Genomic DNA, 18,040 nt, shown 5'->3' on the forward strand with positions numbered 1-18,040 from the left:
TCGCGGCAACCCCCCTACCTGTGGGAGCGAGGCTTGCCCGCGAAGAGGCCGGTACAGCCCATACATTTTTTGAGGATGAAAGATTGCCTTCGCGGGCAAGCCTCGCCCCTGCATTGATCGTGTTGTGCCTGCTGCTTCTGGCGCCGCTGCCTGTTTTTGCGCAATCGACTGACGACCCCACCTGGTTCAGCGAGCCCTACGCCTATGTCCTGGTCGAGCAGGACGTGCGCGCCGCCCTTACCGAGTTCGGCCATAACCTGGGCCTGATCGTGGTGCTCTCGGACAAGGTCTGGGGCAAGTCGCGCAGTGTCGTGCGCGGCGCCACTGCCGGGGATTTCCTCACTCAACTATGCGACACCAACGGCCTGGGCTGGTACTTCGACGGCAACGTGCTGTACCTCAATGCCGACGATGAAATCGCCACGCGCCTGTTCAAGGGCCAGGGCCATTTGAACCTTGATCAACTGCGCGGTTACCTCGCGGGCCTGGATGTGTACGGCAAGCAATTGTCCATGCGCCCCAGCCCCGACGGCGACGAACTGTTCGTCTCCGGGCCGCCGCCTTACCTGAACATGATCCAGCAGCATATTGACCAGCAACCGCGCCCTGTCGTCGCGCCCGTGGCCCGCGAGCGCGGCATGCGGGTGTTTCGTGGCAGCGTCGTGAGCGACAACTGATCCCTAACGCCAGACCAGGAGAAGCCCCATGTCCGTAGCACCGATCGACAGCAGCATCAGCACCCCGCCGGCCAGCGCCGAAGCCAAGTTCAACGCCGCGGTGGACAAGTCCAAGGATGAGATGAGCGATGAGGATTTCACCGAGGCCCTGATCACCCAGGCCGTCACCATCGGCGGCCAGTTCATCATCATGCCCAAGGCCCAGGAAATGCTGAACGAAGCCCAGTCGTCGGAAGACGACGAAGAATAGAGGCCAGACCATGACCGCAAGTCTCGCAGCCACGGCGGCATTGCCGCCGTCAGGAGGGCAGGGAGGGCTTCAGGCTTCCCAGAACCTCTTTGAACATATGGCAACCACCTCCAAGGGCATGCCCGAGGGGGCCAGCCCGCATCAGCTCGGCGAAGGCCTGATGGAACGACTCAATGGTTTCATCGACCGTTCCCGCAGTTTCTCCGAGCGCGCCGAAGTGCTCGGCAACGGCGCGCCTTCAGGTGCCTCGCAGCCAACGTCGGCTGCGGAAAAAACCGCCGCCACCCCGGCCACCGCCAATGGCGAAGGGGCGAAGAAGGTCGGCGATAAACAGGTCGATCAGATCGTCCATTCCCTGGGCAAGATGTTCGATTACTCCATTGAAACGCAGATGGTGGTGCGGGGCGCGACGCAGATTTCCGGCTCCGCCAACACCCTGCTCAAAGGTCAATAACCCATGCTCCGTGCCGCGCGTTTGATGATCATCGTCGCCCTTGCCGGGCTGTTGCAGGCCTGCGACATGGACCTGTACAGCAACCTCAGCGAGCGCGAGGCCAATGCCATGCTTGCGGTGTTGCTGCGCGACGGCATCCCGGCTTCGCGCAAGGTCCAGGACAACGGCCAGCTCAAGCTGGTGGTGGACGAGCGGCGCTTTGCCGAGGCCATGGCCCTGCTCGATGAAGCCGGCTTGCCGGGGCAGAATTTCGCCAATATGGGCGAAGTGTTCAAGGGCAACGGCCTGGTGTCGTCGCCGGTGCAGGAGCGGGCGCAGATGGTCTATGCCCTGAGCGAAGAGCTGTCCCACAGTGTGTCGCAGATCGACGGCATCGTCTCGGCGCGGGTGCATGTGGTGCTGCCCGACAACGACCTGCTCAAGCGGGTGATCTCGCCATCATCGGCCTCGGTGCTGGTGCGCTACGACGCCAATACCGATATCAACCCGCTGATTCCGCAGATCAAGACGCTGGTCGCCAACGGCATCTCCGGCCTCAGTTACGACGGCGTCTCGGTGACGGCAATCAAGGCCGCCATCCCGACCCATAACGCCAGCGGACAGCCGCGCATGAGCAGTTTCATGGGCATCTGGATGCTCGAAGACAATCTGCCCCAGGCCCGCCTGTTGTTCGGCGGCAGCCTGTTGCTGGTACTGGTTCTCGCTGGGGTGCTGGCTTGGCAGTCGTGGCACCGCCGTCGCGGCCAGAGCCTGTATGCCTTGCCGGAGGCCTCATGAGTCAGGTGCAACAATGGCAGGAACTGCTTGAGCAACCCCTGGCTTTCGTTGATCGCCAGCGCCTGGCCGCGTGTTTTCCCGCTGAGGTGGCCGCCGAGCGCATCCACGCTTTGCGCAAGGAGCCGCGCTTTCAGCCGCGCTTGCTGGAGCTGCTGCAGGCGCATTTTCAGCTGCAACCCTTGGCCGAGGCACCCATGCCGGCGGACGAAGATTTGCCGGTGCTGCTGATGACGCCTGAAGCTTTCCGCCGCCTGCCGCGCTTGTGTGGCGCCATCTGGCATGCGGCGACCCTGAGCCGGGAGATTCGTAGCGAAGTGGTCAACCAGTTGCGCGCGGCCCTGGGCAACGAAGTCTTCGCTCTGGCCCTGACCCATCGCTCGTTGGCCGGGGCGGCGGACCTGCTGCGCCAGCCCGACGAACTGCTGGCAGCCATCGATCATGACGGTGCTTTGTGTGTCTCGGCCTGGTTGCAGGCACAGCCGCCGTTATTGAGCGACTGGCTGCGTTTGCGTCTGGTCGATCCGGGCGTGCACGACCCGCGCACCCCGGTGGATATCCGCATTGTGCGCAGTATTGCGGCGACCTTCGCCCGTGGTGAAACCGAGCTGAACCCTGTCGAGGTGACGCATGAATAATCTGCCGAGCCGCCCGGCCGCGCGCATCCTCCGTGCCGCTGAGGCACAGCTGTGGACCGATGGTTACGCCTTCTTGCAGGCCGCTCGCGACGAAGCCGAACTGATCCGCCAGGACAGCGGCCACTGGCTGGAACAGGCCCGCGCCGAAGGCTTCGAAAGTGCCCGTCTGGAAGGCGCCGAGCAGGTCAGCGCGCTGCTGGCGCACACCTCGGCCAAGGTTGAGGCCTATCTGGCCGGGCTGGAAAGTGCTCTTGCCGAGCTGGCCCTGGGCATTGCCCGCGAGGTGCTTGAAGGCATGGACGATGCCGAGCGCGTAGTGAGTTGTACGCGCAAGGCCTTGGCCGCCTTTCGCCAGGATCAGGCGCTGACTCTGTTTGTGCCGCGCCTGCAGGTGGAAGCGGTGCGTCGCCGGCTGAAAAGCGAACTCGACAGCCTGCCCGCGATCACTGTCGAATCCGACGATCAGTTGACCTTCGGCCAGGCGCGCCTGAGCAGCCCGGTCGGCTCGGTGGAACTGGGCCTGGATGCGCAATTGCAAGCCCTGCGCCGCAGCCTGCTGCCCTTCGCCGAGGTCGCGTCGTGAGCCTGGAACTGCTGATCCCTCGCCTGCACGAACGTCTGGCCGATGCCCGGCCGCGCCCCATGAAAGGCACCATCCGCAGTATTCGCGGGGTGCTGCTGCGGGCCAGTGTCGCCGGTGTACGTATCGGCGAACTGTGTCAGCTGCGCGACCCCAGTACCGGTCGCAGCCTCGCCGCCGAAGTGATTGGCTTTGATGAAGACGAAGCGATCCTGTCGCCCATTGGCTCCATGGAGGGGCTGTCTACCCGCACCGAAATCACCGCCACCGGCGAGACCCTTGGGGTCAGCGTCGGCGATGGCCAACTGGGGCGAGTGATCAGCCCCATGGGCGACTACCTGGACGGTGACGGCGTACTGCCTCTGGGCAATCTGCAACGTTACCCGCTGCATGCTGAACCGCCGGCGCCCTTTGCCCGGCAGTTGATCGTCAATCCCATGTCCCTTGGCGTGCGTTCCATCGACGGCCTGCTGACCCTGGCCCAGGGCCAACGCATGGGCGTATTCGGCGAGCCGGGTGTAGGCAAGTCGTCGCTGCTGGCGAGCATCGTGCGTAATACCAATGCCGATGTGATCGTCATCGGCCTGATCGGTGAGCGCGGCCGTGAAGTGCGCGAGCTGCTGGACGTGCAGCTCGATGCCCAGGCCCGGGAGCGCACGGTCGCCGTGGTCGCCACCTCGGACCGGCCTGCTGCCGAACGGGTGCGGGCCGCATATGTCGCCACCGCTCTGGCTGAATATCACCGGGATCAGGGCCGAAATGTGCTGTTGTTGATGGACAGCCTGACCCGCTTCGCCCGGGCCCAGCGCGAGATCGGCCTGGCGGTGGGCGAACCACCGACCCGACGCGGTTATCCGCCGTCATTCTTTTCCGCCCTGCCGCGTTTGTTGGAGCGTGCCGGCCCCGGCGCCACAGGCAGCATCACGGCGTTGTACACCGTGCTCACCGAAGGCGATGCCGCGACCGATCCGGTGGCCGAAGAAGCCCGCTCGATCCTCGACGGCCATATCGTGCTGAGCGCCGAACTGGCCCAGCGCAACTACTTCCCGGCCATCGATGTGCTGCGCAGCCGTAGCCGTCTGATGGATCAGGTCAGCAGCGACGAACAGCGCCGCCTGGCCCGGCGAATCCGCGAGTTGATGGCGCGGCGCACCGAAATCGAAATGCTCATCCGCATCGGTGAGTACGCGCCCGGCAGCGACGCTCTGGCCGACGAAGCCATCGCCCGCCACGACGCCATCGAAGCTTTTTTACGCCAGGCCGCCGGCGAGCCGAGCAGCCCGGACGAAACCCTCAGACATATGCGCAAGGTGTTGGCATGAACACCATGGAGACCTTATGAACAGCCACGATCTGCGCAACCTGCACGCACTGCGGCAATTGCGCGAACAGCGCGCCTCAAGCCAATTGGCTGCGCAGCAACAGCGTTGCCGCGAGACCAACGTCGCCTTGGATGATGCCAAGGAAAAACTGCGCCTGCATCGCGAGTCCATCGCCCGGGAAGCCGAGAAACTCTATGGCCGTTTCAGCGAAGGCCTGTCGATCAATGCCTGGCACGAGGCCCAGGAGCGCCTGGCCGAGCTGGAAGACGATAACCAGCAACTGCAAAGCGGCGTGGCAGAAGTCAGCCAGTTGCTTGATGGGCAGGAGCAGGAGCGCGAGGTGTTCCGCATTGCCCGCGCGGCGCGCCAGCGTCAGGCTGATGCCTGGCAGGTGTTGGTCGATGGCCGGGAGCAGGGCGAGCGTCGGCAAAACGAACAGCGCGAAGAAGCCGATGACCTGTTTGCGCCCCTGTCGGCGCTGCTGTCCGGGAGCGCGCCTTGACCTCCCATGAGGCCATCGTCTGGCCGCAGATCAGCCTGCCCCGGCATGACCGGCAGTGGACGGCGCTGCACAACCGCCTGCATCAGCCGCGCCGTGACTGGCACGGGCAGTTTGCCGGGCAGCCGCTTGTGGTGCGTTGGAATGGTGTGGAGGCCGATGCCGCTGTTGAGCTGTGGCTGAGCCTTGGGCAAGCGCTGTTTGCCTTGAGACTGCCTGACGAAGCACTACGAGTGCTTGGTCTGCCTGCCAGCGTAACGCCCCACAGCCTGGCCGGCAGCCTGCTGCTGGAGCAGGCACTGCTGCCGCTGATCCTGCCCATTGAGCAACTGTTCGGCCTGCCGCTGCGGGTCTTGGGCAATCCGACACCGCGCGTGCGCGGCCCTCTGGGCATGCACCTGAGCGTGCAACTGGGCGAGGCCGCCGAGTGGCCGCTGCAACTGCATATGGACGAAGACGGCGCCGATTTGCTGGCCGCCGCTCTCGATCTTTATGCGCCGGCCGTGCCCCACGATCTGGGCCATCTGCCGCTGCCCATGACCGTGGACAGCGGCGAAGCCTGGCTGACCCTGGCCGAGCTGCGCAGCCTGCTGCCGGGGGACGTGGTGATGCTCGACCCGTGGCCCGCCGGCCTGGTGCGTCTGTGCGCTGTGACGGGGCTGCAGGCCCGGGCGCAACTGGACGGGCAGCGCCTGCAACTGCTTGAGCAACCTTTTGCCGTGAATTCTATGAAGGAGCATCACATGACTGAAGTGGGGGCTGCGCGCGGCCTGGAAGCGAGTCTGGACGCGAGTCTGAACGAACTGCAACTCAAGCTGGTGTGTCAGGTCGGCAGTGTCGAGATGACCCTCGCGCAACTGCGCGAACTGGGCACGGGCAGCCTGCTGCAACTGACGCCGAGCATGCACGAAGGCGTCGATCTGATGATCAACGGCCGCCGTGTCGGTCAGGGCCAACTGGTGCAGATCGGTGAAGGCCTGGGCGTGCGCCTGCTGAGCTTCGCCACGCCATGAGCGGCTATCAGCCGAACCTGATCGAGATCATTCTGGTCGTCGCCACCATCGGTCTGATCCCGCTGGCGGTGGTGACCCTGACCGGCTTCATGAAGATTTCCGTGGTGCTGTTCCTGATCCGCAACGCCCTGGGCGTGCAGCAGACGCCGCCGAACCTGGTGTTGTACGGCATCGCCCTGATCCTCTCGGTGTATGTGACCACGCCGCTGATTGGCGACATGTACCGCCAGGTGCAGGGGCGCGACCTGAACATGGAGAACGTCGAGCAGGTCAAGGAGTTCGGCGAGGCCTTGCGCCCACCCTTGCAGGCGCATCTGTCGCGTTTTGCCAATCAGAGCGAGCGCGGCTTTTTCGTCCAGGCCACGGAGACCATCTGGTCGCCGGAAGCCCGGGCCGACCTGCGTGATGACGACATGGTGGTGCTGGTCCCGGCCTTTGTCAGTTCGGAGCTGACCCGGGCCTTCGAGATCGGTTTCCTGTTGTACATCCCGTTTCTGGTGGTGGATCTGTTGGTGTCCAACGTGCTCATGGCGATGGGCATGTCTATGGTCTCGCCGACGTTGATATCAATACCGCTGAAGCTGTTCCTTTTTGTCTCGTTGAGCGGCTGGTCGCGCTTGATGCACGGTCTGATTCTTAGCTACGGGTGAACCCATGGGGCAGGACGTTTTTCTTTCGTTGATGAAACAGGCGCTGATGACGGTGCTGCTGTTGTCCGCACCGGCCTTGGGCGTGGCGATCATCGTCGGCCTCAGCGTTGGTCTGTTGCAGGCCCTGACCCAGATTCAGGACCAGACGTTGCCGCAGGTGGTCAAACTGGTGGCGGTGCTGCTGGTGATCGTCTTTGTCGGGCCGTTATTGGCCGGGCAAGTGGCGGAACTGGGCAGCACGGTGCTGGACAACTTCCCGCTGTGGACGCGCTGACCGGGCATGGATGCGGCTCTGGTCAATACGTTTCTCGAGGTCGCTTACCCGGTGATCAGCTCGGCGGCGCTCTCGGCTTCGCGAGCCATGGGCCTGGTGGTGATAACGCCTGCGTTCAACCGCCTGGGCCTCACCGGGATGATCCGTGGCTGTGTGGCGGTGGCAATTTCGGTACCGATGTTCCTGCCGACCTTTACCGCGTTTACCTCCATGCCCGAGCACGGCAGCTTCTGGCTCGCCGGGTTGCTGATCAAGGAGTTTCTGATTGGCCTGCTGGTCGGGCTGTTGTTCGGCATCCCCTTCTGGGCGGCGGAAGTGGCGGGGGAGCTGATCGACCTGCAACGCGGCTCGACCATGGCGCAACTGGTGGACCCGCTGTCGTCCGGGGAGTCCAGTGTCATGGCGACGCTGCTGACGGTGATGCTGATCACCCTGTTCTTTATGTCCGGCGGTTTTATCCTGATGGTCGACGGCTATTTCCATAGCTACCAGTTATGGCCGGTCACGGCCTTTACCCCGCTGTTTGCCTCGTCGGCGTTGCTGGCGGTGCTGTCGATTCTCGATCAGGTGATGCGCATCGGCGTACTGATGGTTTCGCCCTTGATCATCTCCCTGCTGGTCACCGACCTGATGCTGGCCTACCTGTCGCGCATGGCGCCGAGCCTGCATATCTTCGACTTGTCGCTGCCGGTGAAGAACCTGTTTTTCACCATTCTGATGGTGATTTATATCGGCTTCCTGATCCCCTTGATGCTCGATCAACTGGCGGAATTCCGTGGCACCGTGGAGCTGCTCAAGAGCCTGGTAGGAGACAGCCATGGCTGATACCAGCGAAGAGAAATCCCAGCCCGCCACGGACAAGAAACTCAAGGACGCGCGCAAGAAAGGCCAGGTCGCCAAGAGCCAGGATCTGGTCTCGGGCATGGTCATTCTGTTCTGTACCCTGTGCATCTCGATCATGGCGCCACGTGCCGAGGCCCAAGTGCGCAAGTTGATCGACCTGACTGCACAGATCTATATCGAACCCTTCGCCACGGTGTGGCCGCGAGTGCTGGATACTGCCGAGCGCCTGCTGATCAGCATCACCTTGCCAGTGATGGCGGTGACCATGGGCGTGGTGATCCTGACCAACCTGATCACCATGCGCGGCGTGGTGTTCTCGGTGGAGCCGATCAAGCCGGACTTCAAGCGGATCAACCCGGCAGAGGGCTTCAAGCGCATCTTTGCCTTGCGCAATGTGGTCGAATTTCTCAAGGGCCTGGTCAAGGTACATCTGCTCGGGCTGGCGTTCTACGTGGTTGGACGGCATGCCTTGCAGGCGCTGATGGAATCGTCGCGCTGTGGCGCGGGATGCATTGAGTCGACGTTTTTTCTGGTGCTCAAGCCGTTGGTGTTTACCGTGCTGGCGGCGTTTTTACTGGTCGGCGGGGCTGATGTGATGATGCAGCGCTGGCTGTTTGGCCGGGACATGAAAATGACCCGCAGCGAGCAGAAGCGTGAACGCAAGGACATCGACGGCGACCCGCTGATCAAGAGCGAACGCCAGCGCCAGCGCCGGGAAATGCAGGCCCTGGCGACCAAGCTGGGCCTGGCCCGGGCCTCTCTGGTGATCGGTGTGTCCGGTGGCTGGGTGGTGGGGCTGCGCTATGTGCGTGGGGAAACGCCGGTGCCCATCGTGGTCAGCCGCACGGAACCTGCTGACTCCCCGGCTATCCTCGCCGAAGCCACCCGCCTGGGCATCGCCCATGCCATGGACCCGAACCTGGCAGGCGAGATTGCCCGCCGCGCGGTGCCGGGTGATCCGGTGCCGGACCAGACCTTCCAGGCGGTGGCGGATCTGCTGGTGGCGGCGCGGTTGATCTGAAGATCAATGTTTCTGTCACCGCGCGAACAAGAAGGAACACAAAATTGTGGGACCGGCTTTAGCCGGGAAGACGTTGGTGTGAACGATGCATTTATATCGTTTGTCCCGACGCTTTCCCGGCTAAAGCCGGTCCCACAGGTGCGCCAGAACCTAGGCCTTCTCAGGCAAGCTTGCTTCCACCGATTTAGCAGTGATCCGTTGGAGCGAGGCTTGCCCGCGAAGAGGCCGGTACATTCGATACATATCTGCAGCCCGACCCATCGCCTTCGCGGGCAAGCCCGGCTCCAACGCACTGCGTAAACCTGCGGCAGCGCCTACAGGTTGCGTGCATTCAGGCTGCGTCAGCTGTTATCCACATCATGGTACTCACCGCCATAGCCGTCGGTGCTCCGCCAGATGATGTCGTGGTTATCGTTGGTCCATTCCGAAGGCCGGGTGGAGAATTTGTAGTCTTCGGAGCGCCGGTTGTTGCCGTCGCCGATGTAGTCGGGGTGGTCGAGGTTTTTGCCTTTGACGCTGGAGCGGGCATCCCACTCTTCCTTGCGGAAGTCGAAGATGCTTTGGTCCCCCGGTGCGTCACGCTGGCCCCAGTCGGAGAGGTAGGTCTGTAGCCACACATAGGCTTCGTCGCCGTTGGGTTGCAGCAGGCCGTCGGCCTTGAAGTCCTTGATCTGGTCCCAGTTCTGCAGCGAAACCTTGTGCAGCTTGGCCGACTTGATATCGCCGAGGATCGCACCGACAAAGGAGAACACCCCGGAAAACAGGAAGCCCACCGGGCCGAGCAGCGGAATCAGGCGCCCGGTCACGCCCAGGGCCCCGGCCACGCTGCCCGCTGCGCCGACCAGGCTGCTGACCCCACCGGCCACGGACAGTGAACCGGAGGCAATCTTGATCGGGTCCTTTTCCCGTACGCCGTCACGGATGGTCAGGCCGCCGGTGACGACGCCGATGACCCCGCCCACTACGTCGGCAGCGGCGCCAATGACCTTGATCGCGCTGCCGGCAATGCGCGCCACCTTGCCCGCGCCCGATACGCCGCCGCGTTTCTCGATGCCTTTTTCGATGCCTTCGTGCAGCTTGGTCATTGAGGCTTCGTCGAACGGCTGGCCGTTGAGGGCCTTGGCGACGTCTTTGCCATCGGCCATGGCGTCGTCGATGATGTTGTAGTACTTGTTCTGGATCTCTTCGACCGAGCGCGGCACATCCGGGCCGGTAACGCCGCCCGGCTTGCTCCAGATGGCGGGCACCGAACGGTCCAGGCCCATCATCTTGTAGGCGTTGGTGCCCATGATCTTGTCGAAAGTCTTGGTGCCCAGGGTCGCGAAGTGCGAGCCGGTGCTGAGGAAGCCGATAAAGTCGTTGGCGATGCCGACCCGCTCGCGTGGCGTATCGGCCAGGCTGCCGCCCTTGCCGACCAGTTGGTAAATCGCCCGACCCATGGAGATCGCGCCGCCCATGGAACCGAGCACGCCGTTGTCGCTGAGAAAGGCCAGGTTCTTGGTGAAGGCGCCACGGTTCTCAGCGCTCATGCCGGGCATCAGATCGGCGCTGACTGCCTTGTTGATGTCGTCCAGAGTGATCTTGCCGTTGGCCTGCCAGGTGTCGCCCAGGTTGGACATGACCTTGCCGAAGTCGGTCGCGGCGTTCTTGTCGTTCATCAACAGCTCGACGAACTTCTCGTAGGTTGCCAGGGAGCGTCGCGGGATGCCGTCGCCGCTGGCCTTGAGCGCCTGCAGGATCAGCAGGGCGTTGTCGGTGCCAGCCAGCGCGGTGTTCTCGTCGGAGATCTTGCTCGGGTCGGCGACCAGCTTGTCCAGCTCCATGGTGTAGCCGTCGATCTGCACGTTCTGCAGGAATTCGTCGGCCTTGGCCGGATCGATGTCGGCAAGCCCGGCGTAGGCGGTCTGGATTTCCTGGGTGGCCAGTTCGGTCTTGCCATCGGCCTGCAGTGCGTCGATGTATTTGACGAAGTTTTCCGAAGAGGTGCTGTCGATCAGCTTCTGCCGGGTTTCATCGACCTTGGCCGAGCCGCCTTCGACCTTGCCCACGGCGTTGTCGTGGTGGGTCTTGAGGTCTTTCATGATGGTTTCGTCACCCATCAGGGTGCCGATCTGCGCATCGATGGCCTTGCTGTCGAAGATATGTTCGCGCACGTCCCGTGAGGTGACGTTCTCCGGATCGGTGGCGCTGCCCTGATTGGTAAAACCGTGCTCTGGGATGATCGACATGCCGTTTTCCGACATGCTCTTGGCTTCCAGTGCACGGACGAACTTGGCCCGTGGATCGTCCTGGCCGATGCTGCCGTCCTTGACCCCGGCGCGGTACTCGTCGATCAGGGTCTTGATCGCCAGGTCGCGCACCGACAGCGGTTGGCCGTTATCGTCTTTCTCGGTGGTCGCCAGATCATCCACCGATACGTCTTTGCGTGGCGGCAAACCGCTGTCGGCACGCAGCTTGTCGATGTCGGTGGTCTGCTCGGCAATGTCGGTGCGGTACGCGGAAATCTGGTCGAACATCTGTGGATTGTCGTCCTGGGAGACGATGATTTTCTCCTCGGCGCCACCGGGCTTGTGGTAGGTGAAGGCGATCAGGCCGGGGCCGTATTCGCCGACGCCGCCGACACTCATGATGTCCTCGGTGGACGGCAGGTAGTCCCCCGGTTCGGCCTTGACGTAGCCGTCGGCCTTGGCTTTTTCCAGGCCGGTAATGGTCTGGCCTTTGTTGGAATAATCGAGGAACGCCTGGGGGCTGAGGTTGCGCGAGACCACCAGCAATTTGCCGTCGCTTTGGGTGACGACGAGGATGCCGTCGGTGGGCGCATCGACCTTGCTGATGCCGCTCAAGGGCAGCGCAGTTTCGCCATTGCTGACCAGATGCTGATCGGGCAGGGTGCGGGCCTTCTTGATGTAATCGAAGGCCGGGGTGCCCTGGGTTGCACTCAGGGCATGGAGGAAATCGTACAACTGGCTGCCGCGATCCGCCGGGGCCGGCTGACCGCCGACGTTGCTATCGAGGGCGTCATAGCTGCGGTCGTGGGCGGCGGCGTCGTCCTGGCTGATCATGTACTTGTGGCCGTCGTGCTCGAACAGGATCACGCCGCTGTCGCTGTCCTCGGAGACGATCTTCAGCCCGTCAGGCTTGAAGCCAGCGGGCAGGGCAGTGACTTTCTCGAAGCCCTTGGCCTCGCCTTCGCCGAGCTTTTCAAGGGTCTGCCCGGCGCCCGAGTAGGCTTTGAACGCTTCGGGCGTCACGCCTTCGGCGATGGTCAGCTCCTTGCCGCTCTTAAACGTCACCTTGAGCACGCCGTCGGCGGGCTTCTCGACCTTGTCGATGTTGTCCAGCAGAAACTGGCCATCATCCTTGCGCAGCAGTTCCTTGTCCGGATTCGACAGGCTGTCGCGAATGATCTTGCCCGCCGGTGTGCCCTGGGTTTCGGCCAGGGTGTGCAGCAGGTCGAACAGTTGCGTGCCGTGGTCCGGGCCCGAGTCTTCGCGGGTCGGCACGGCGTGGCCGAAGCGCAGGTTCTCGATGGTCTCGTAACCGGGCTGAACCTCTTCGGCGGCGCTTTTGCTGATCTGGTATTTGTTTCCTGCATGCTCGAAGTAGATCACCCCACCGTCCTTGTCTTCGGCGATGACCTTGAGTGTGTCGATATCGAGTTTTTCCGGCAGGGCGGTGATGGCCTTGTAACTGTCGGCATCGGCGGGTTTGCTGGCGCTGACCTCGGGCTGATTGCTCTTGGTCAGTATTTTGGGCTTGAAGGTTTTGTCGGACGACGGCTCCTCGGGCGTGGCGGCCAGCAGGCGGGCTTTGTCGAGCAGGCTTTCAAACGCCTTGTCGACGGCTTTGGCCGGTGCCGGGGTATTCGAGGAGGTGGGTTCGGGTCTGGTGATCATGCAAGGTCCGTCCGCTGGGATTCATAACGGTCGGATACTAGGTCAATACACCTCAGACAACGGACAACCTTGACAAGGTTGCACAAGCTTTCACGGGTGTGAAATTGGGGTTGTCATATTCACCGCGAGATCATCGAAAGAGCAGGACCAATGTGGGACCGGCTTTAGCCGGGAAAGCGCAGTGACAGGCGATACATATGCATTGGCTGTTCCGGCCTCTTCCCGGCTGAAGCCGGTCCCACCTTTTAAATCGCGTCAGGCTGTATCCGGCTCAACAGCTCATTGACCAGCGCCTTGGCCATATCGACCAGGTACATCGCGGCAAAGGGCAGGTCGCGTCGGGAGCCTTCCAACTGATCGCCGGACTCATAGATTACCGCTGCGGCGCTACGCAGCAGGTCGAACAGGCGCAGGAGGGTTTCTTCGAAGGTGTGGGGTGGGTCGGGGATTAACTTACTAATCATTGCTAACGATCCTTAGACGGAAGCCACAGCCCGTCGCTTCTCAAACGACGAAGAGGTGGCAGCTGTGAAACGGGGTGAGAAGCCGGGAGGATCGTAGCAAAACCCGGTCAGACCGAAGTCTGCCCGCCACAGCCGCCATAAAGCATTTACCGAAAACTGCTCGGTAAAGAATCTGACGGACTTGTAACTACAATCCAAAACCACAGGTTCTCACACCCGACCACCGAAGTTTTCCAGTGGCGGGGCGCAGACTAGTTCGGGAAATTCGCAGAAACAAGCGGCCGGGATTGTTAAGGAAATTTCCCTCAAAAGAAAGAGAGCGGTCCTGCAAATTCGTCACAGCGGGTGTGGGTTTTCGCTTTTTTTGTGGGACCGGCTTTAGCTGGGAAGGCAGACTCACAGGTAATACATAGGTATTGATTCTGCTGGCCTCTTCCCGGCTAAAGCCGGTCCCACAGGGGAGCATAAGGAGACTCTTATGTCCGCGCTGACGATGCCATAAACGTCACCTCATGGGCTGCAGGCCCGGCCAGCCGCGCCATATCCGCCGAAATCCGCGCCGTCCAGAAACTCGCGCCCTGGGTATCCGCTTCGTGCATGGCTTCGTTGAGGATCTTCTGCACCTGGGGCAGCAACTGCGGATTGCCCTGACCGAGCAGCAGTTGGGCCTTGACCCGCAGCAGCTCGGGGCGAAACCAGTGCTCATGGCGGGCGGCGGTGATGAGCAGGGTTTCGTCCAGCACCTCTACGCCCAGCTGGCTCAGGCCAAGCATGGCCAGGCCCTGGGCGTATTCGCTGCGCACCAGGCTGTATATCGGGCTGTCGCCCAGCTCATGCAACTGATTGAGCACTTCACCCAGGCGCGGCACGCCTTCTTCGGGAGCGCCGTCGCGGATCAACAGGATGTGTTCGAAACAGCGGGTAAACAGGCGCCAGATATGCAGGTCGTTGCGGGCCACGCTGTCTTGCAACAGCTTGAGAAAGTGCCGGGTTTTTTGCATATGGCCGACCAACAGCGTAGCGGGAATGGCGCTCAGGCTCAGGGTGTACCAAAGGCTCGCCGGGTGCAGGGCGCGCATGGCTTCTTCGACGTTACCGTCGATGGTCAGCAGGGCTTGGCCGACATGGCCTTGCAATAACTGGATCTGCGCCTTGAGCGAGCGCGCGCCGATGCGTTGGTCGAAATGGGTGTCGATGATATGGCTGCGTGGCGACAACGGTGAACTCAGGGCTTCACTGATGGCCTGACGTGCGCCGTCCAGATCGGCCATGTGAAACAGCGGCGCGGCACGCATGCGTCGGCCCAGCAACAGGCGGTCGGCACTGCCGCTGCTTTCGCTGAGCTGGACATAACGATTGGCCAGCTCAAGCGCTTCCTGATGCTGATTGCTGCAGCAGCGGTCGTTCCACAGGCCCCACAGGCCACGCAGTTCGTGTTCGGCATCGCCGAGGGTGCGGGCGTCTTCGATCACCAGCTTCCAGGCGTCGCGAATCTTCTGCCCGGCGCCGTAGGTCAGCACCATGACACTGGCCGAGACGGTCAGCAGCAACATGCGCTGGCGCGGCATCACCGAGGCAAAATGCGCGGCGATCTGCAGGCCGCGATTGACCCAGTCATGGCACTCGCCGACCCGCGACAAGCGCAGCCAGAGTGGCACGCTCATCAGCGTCAGTTCGACGCCCAGCGCCTGATCGCCGTCCAGGGAGTACGCCCAGTTCAAGGCCGAACGCACGCAATCGATTTCTGCGGCATACAGCGCCAGCCAGGCATCGTTGCCCATGCTGTCGAGGCTTTGCACGGCGCGGCGTTGTTCACTCAGGGTGTAGGTTGCGTGGCGGCGCGCGGTGTCTGGCGCTTCAAGGTGCTGAGCGAGTTTTTCTGCGGCGTACAGGCGCGTGGTTTCCAGCAGGCGATAACGTTTGACCGGGATGGCGGAACCGGCGATCAGCAGAGACTTGTCCATCAGGCTTTCCAACAACGCGGCCGGGTCATGGGCCTCGCCGTGACTGAGATCGATCACCGCCATCACCGCGCCGAGGGTAAAGGCGCCGGTAAACACTGAGAGCTGGCGCAGCATGGCCTGTTCGTCGGCCGAGAGCATGGCGTAGGTCCAGTCCAGCGCCGCGCTGAGGGTGCGATGACGTGGCTGGGCGGTGCGCCGACCGGTCATTTGCAGGCGGAAGCTGCCGTCGAGCAGTTCCACCAGGTAGGCGATACCGAACGTACGCACCCGAGCGGCGGCGATCTCGATGGCCAGGGCATTGCCGTCGAGCTTGCGGCAGATGGCGGCAGTGGCGGCGACATAGGCGTCGTTGAAAACAAAGTCCGGATCATGGGCGGCGACCCGTTCGACGAACAACTGGATGCCGGAATAGGCCAGGGCTTCATACGCGGTGAGCCCGGCATCCTCCGGGGGGACTTGCAGCGGGGCCAGGTCGTGGACGAATTCACCGTCGGCGTGCAGCGGCTCGCGACTGGTGATCAGCACACAGCACTGCGGCGCCAGGCGCAACAGGGTTTCCACGGCATTGGCAGTTTCTTCGAGGACGTGTTCGCAGTTGTCCAGGATCAACAGCTGGCGGTGCTGTTCAAAGCTGCTGCCGATGTCCTGCAAGGGGTCAGTGCTCGCCGAGTTGATACCCAGGGCAGAAGCCAGCATGCCATTGACCAACAACGCGCCGCTGACCGGTGCCAGATCGAGAAAGGCCATGCCTTGGGGAAAGTGCTCAGTGAGGCTGTTGGCCAAAGCCAGGGCGACGGTAGTCTTGCCCATGCCGCCGGGGCCGGTAATGGTGACAAAGCGGCGTTGTTGCAGCTGTTCGCCCAGACTCTGCAGTAACGCATTGCGGCCGATAACCTGGCTGTTGAGGGGCGGTAGCTCAGCGCAGGCCTGCACTGCGGGTGGCGCGATGACTTGCTGGGGTATTTCCTGAAGGGTGACCGGCGCGACAAAGCGGTAGCCGCGGCCCGGCACGGTGACGATATAGGCAAAGTCGCCATCATCACCCAATGCCCGGCGCAGGGTGACGACCTGGGCGCGCAGGTTGCATTCTTCGACAATGACCTTGGGCCAGACCAGTGCAAGCAGTTCGTTCTTTTCCAGCAGCTCGCCGGCGCGAGTGGCCAGAGCGATGAGTAGCAACAGGGCCCGGCTGCCCAGTTGCACCGGTTCGCCATGCTTGAACAGCAAGTGCTGCTGGACATAGAGCGCGAAGGGGCCGAAGCAGATGGCGTTTTCCGGGTCAGGCGTATCCAGCGCGCTGAGAGGGGCCATCTTTGCGAGACTGCTTCTGTTGAGGGTCATGATTAAACCTTTATGAATGAGGTTCTTATCGGCGATCAGGGGAACGCGCCTTTTTGGTTTCCATGTTCAGACAAACGGCATTATCCACAGCGATAGTTACTGTTTTGGGTTCGGTTAATTACTTGCTGTATGGCTAAGTGCCAGACTTCGACCGTGATCAATCACTAATGTTTTGCCTGAGGCCGCCCCCCACAACACTTCTCAGTGCACCATAGATGGGCAACTTGCAAGAAACGATCAAGGTTATAGACCTGCACGGCGCAGTGGATACATTGATTAAGCAGATACTGTGCCAAATATTGCAGTTTATTTCAGAGGGTAACTGACTGAATTCTATTGGAAAGTAAATATGAAGTTTGATTACTCCAGCACATTGTTCGGAAAGCCGAATTTCACCGAGTATTTTGTTCGGAATGCCGAATTTTTACAGCGCGATTCGGCCAATGTTTGCGGGGCAGCATCAAGATGGGAAAAGACTGACTAATGGTTGGTCATGTCTTGGCAGACTTAATTTTAAAGGCTTTGGCGAGAATCAGAAGTTCTCACGGAGGCACTTGTGGAAGGACGGTGCTTCAACCCCGTGTTGACGTTGGACTTCTTTAAACGCTGCAGAATGTTATAAATAGTTAATTCAATGAAGGTTTTTTGTAGTGGCGGTAATCCGCCACTCTGCTGTTTGTGGGCTTGTCAGGAAGATGCTGGCTGCAGCTGAAGTAAAAACGACATATTTCATTCATTTGCGACAAGTATCTGCCCGGCCAACAGCGTCAGTCCACTCAGTGCTTGCTGTTACCTTGCGCCGATAACGCCAGAAGTTGTTTCTCCCGACCCCAATCAAAGGGTTCGTCATTGGCTTCGGCTTCGTAACGGCGCTCGTCCAGAGCCTGGTACAACTCGATTTCTTCATCGGGCATAAAGTGCAGGCAGTCACCGGCAAAGAACCACAGCAGGTCGCGGGGCACCAGATGGGCGATCTGCGGATAACGCTGGATCACCTGGCACAGCAGGTCCTGGCCCAGGTACTGGCTTTCGATCGGGTCTTGCGGCAACAGGGTGATCAGCTCGTCGTAGCGCTCCATGAACAACTCATGGCTTTCTTCCGGCACCTGCTCGGCTTCGCCCAGCGCGACCAGAATGCCACGCAGGTGCGTGAGCAGAGTGAGATGGTGGTCGAGAGTGGCATCGGCCATGGGGAATCCTCAAAAGGGCAAAAAACAGGCGGGGAAGTATAAGGCCCAATCTGCAAGCTGTGTAATTGAGCTGCCGTCGCGCAGTAGACACAGGACAGGTGGGACCGGCTTTAGCCGGGAAGGGGCCGATAGATCCGCCGCATTTGCAGGGTCGGATCGGACGCCTTCCCGGCTAAAGCCGGTCCCACAG

At 61.8% G+C, this 18,040-nt stretch carries 17 protein-coding genes; 13 read left to right on the forward strand and 4 right to left on the reverse strand.

All coding sequences use genetic code 11. From position 1 onward, the window contains the following. The first annotated feature begins 113 nt into the window (after nt 1-113). From AC1Z24_RS08075 to AC1Z24_RS08135, 13 genes are read left to right on the forward strand one after another with little or no spacing between them, the layout of a single operon-like run. A complete protein-coding gene (locus AC1Z24_RS08075) occupies nt 114-677 on the forward strand; it encodes a type III secretion protein (RefSeq protein WP_483746564.1) in 564 nt (187 codons plus the stop codon). Nucleotides 678-705: 28 nt separating this feature from the next. Then, nucleotides 706-927 (forward strand): hypothetical protein, encoded by a 222-nt coding sequence (locus AC1Z24_RS08080; RefSeq protein WP_259099520.1) that lies wholly within the window; start codon nt 706-708, stop codon nt 925-927. 10 nt (nt 928-937) lie between these two features. Next, nucleotides 938-1,381 (forward strand): hypothetical protein, encoded by a 444-nt coding sequence (locus AC1Z24_RS08085; protein ID WP_483745218.1) that lies wholly within the window; start codon nt 938-940, stop codon nt 1,379-1,381. 3 nt (nt 1,382-1,384) lie between these two features. Then, nucleotides 1,385-2,158, forward strand: coding sequence for a type III secretion system inner membrane ring lipoprotein SctJ (sctJ, locus tag AC1Z24_RS08090; RefSeq protein WP_259099524.1), 774 nt, complete (start codon nt 1,385-1,387; stop codon nt 2,156-2,158). After that, a complete protein-coding gene (locus AC1Z24_RS08095; RefSeq protein WP_483745219.1) occupies nt 2,155-2,793 on the forward strand; it encodes a type III secretion protein in 639 nt (212 codons plus the stop codon). The genes sctJ and AC1Z24_RS08095 overlap by 4 nt, the downstream gene beginning before the upstream one ends. Then, on the forward strand, nt 2,786-3,376 hold the full coding sequence (locus AC1Z24_RS08100; protein WP_483745220.1) for a FliH/SctL family protein: 591 nt from the start codon (nt 2,786-2,788) through the stop codon (nt 3,374-3,376). The genes AC1Z24_RS08095 and AC1Z24_RS08100 overlap by 8 nt, the downstream gene beginning before the upstream one ends. 59 nt (nt 3,377-3,435) lie before the next feature. Continuing rightward, on the forward strand, nt 3,436-4,695 hold the full coding sequence (locus AC1Z24_RS08105; RefSeq protein WP_483746565.1) for a FliI/YscN family ATPase: 1,260 nt from the start codon (nt 3,436-3,438) through the stop codon (nt 4,693-4,695). 16 nt (nt 4,696-4,711) lie between these two features. Further along, nucleotides 4,712-5,197 (forward strand): hypothetical protein, encoded by a 486-nt coding sequence (locus AC1Z24_RS08110; RefSeq protein ID WP_483745221.1) that lies wholly within the window; start codon nt 4,712-4,714, stop codon nt 5,195-5,197. Then, nucleotides 5,194-6,207 (forward strand): type III secretion system cytoplasmic ring protein SctQ, encoded by a 1,014-nt coding sequence (gene sctQ / locus AC1Z24_RS08115; protein ID WP_483745222.1) that lies wholly within the window; start codon nt 5,194-5,196, stop codon nt 6,205-6,207. The genes AC1Z24_RS08110 and sctQ overlap by 4 nt, the downstream gene beginning before the upstream one ends. Further along, a complete protein-coding gene (gene sctR, locus AC1Z24_RS08120; protein ID WP_483745223.1) occupies nt 6,204-6,857 on the forward strand; it encodes a type III secretion system export apparatus subunit SctR in 654 nt (217 codons plus the stop codon). Before sctQ ends, sctR begins: the two co-directional genes overlap by 4 nt. Before the next feature lie 4 nt (nt 6,858-6,861). After that, nucleotides 6,862-7,131 (forward strand): EscS/YscS/HrcS family type III secretion system export apparatus protein, encoded by a 270-nt coding sequence (locus AC1Z24_RS08125; protein WP_259099540.1) that lies wholly within the window; start codon nt 6,862-6,864, stop codon nt 7,129-7,131. A gap of 6 nt (nt 7,132-7,137) precedes the next feature. After that, nucleotides 7,138-7,956: a type III secretion system export apparatus subunit SctT gene (gene sctT, locus AC1Z24_RS08130; RefSeq protein ID WP_259099543.1), complete on the forward strand. Its 819-nt coding sequence runs from the start codon at nt 7,138-7,140 to the stop codon at nt 7,954-7,956. Further along, the gene (locus tag AC1Z24_RS08135) at nt 7,949-8,995 is read left to right on the forward strand and encodes an EscU/YscU/HrcU family type III secretion system export apparatus switch protein (RefSeq protein WP_483745224.1); all 1,047 of its coding nucleotides are present in this window, start codon (nt 7,949-7,951) and stop codon (nt 8,993-8,995) included. The genes sctT and AC1Z24_RS08135 overlap by 8 nt, the downstream gene beginning before the upstream one ends. Before the next feature lie 341 nt (nt 8,996-9,336). On the opposite strand, the gene AC1Z24_RS08140 is transcribed toward AC1Z24_RS08135, so the two are convergent. From AC1Z24_RS08140 to AC1Z24_RS08155, 4 genes are all read right to left on the reverse strand, one after another. Then, nucleotides 9,337-12,891 carry a hypothetical protein gene (locus tag AC1Z24_RS08140; RefSeq protein WP_483745225.1) on the reverse strand — a complete coding sequence of 1,185 codons (3,555 nt, stop codon included), beginning with the start codon at nt 12,889-12,891 and terminating at the stop codon, nt 9,337-9,339. 245 nt (nt 12,892-13,136) lie between these two features. Next, complete coding sequence (locus AC1Z24_RS08145; protein WP_483745226.1) at nt 13,137-13,355, reverse strand: DUF6124 family protein; 219 nt, start codon at nt 13,353-13,355, stop codon at nt 13,137-13,139. 476 nt (nt 13,356-13,831) lie between these two features. Then, entirely contained in the window at nt 13,832-16,660 is a 2,829-nt protein-coding gene (locus AC1Z24_RS08150; RefSeq protein ID WP_483745227.1) for an ATP-binding protein, read from the reverse strand. Between the two features lie 776 nt (nt 16,661-17,436). After that, nucleotides 17,437-17,850, reverse strand: coding sequence for a PA2817 family protein (locus tag AC1Z24_RS08155; protein ID WP_259099556.1), 414 nt, complete (start codon nt 17,848-17,850; stop codon nt 17,437-17,439). Nucleotides 17,851-18,040 lie beyond the last annotated feature (190 nt).

The organism is Pseudomonas sp. JL23 (genome assembly GCF_056933585.1).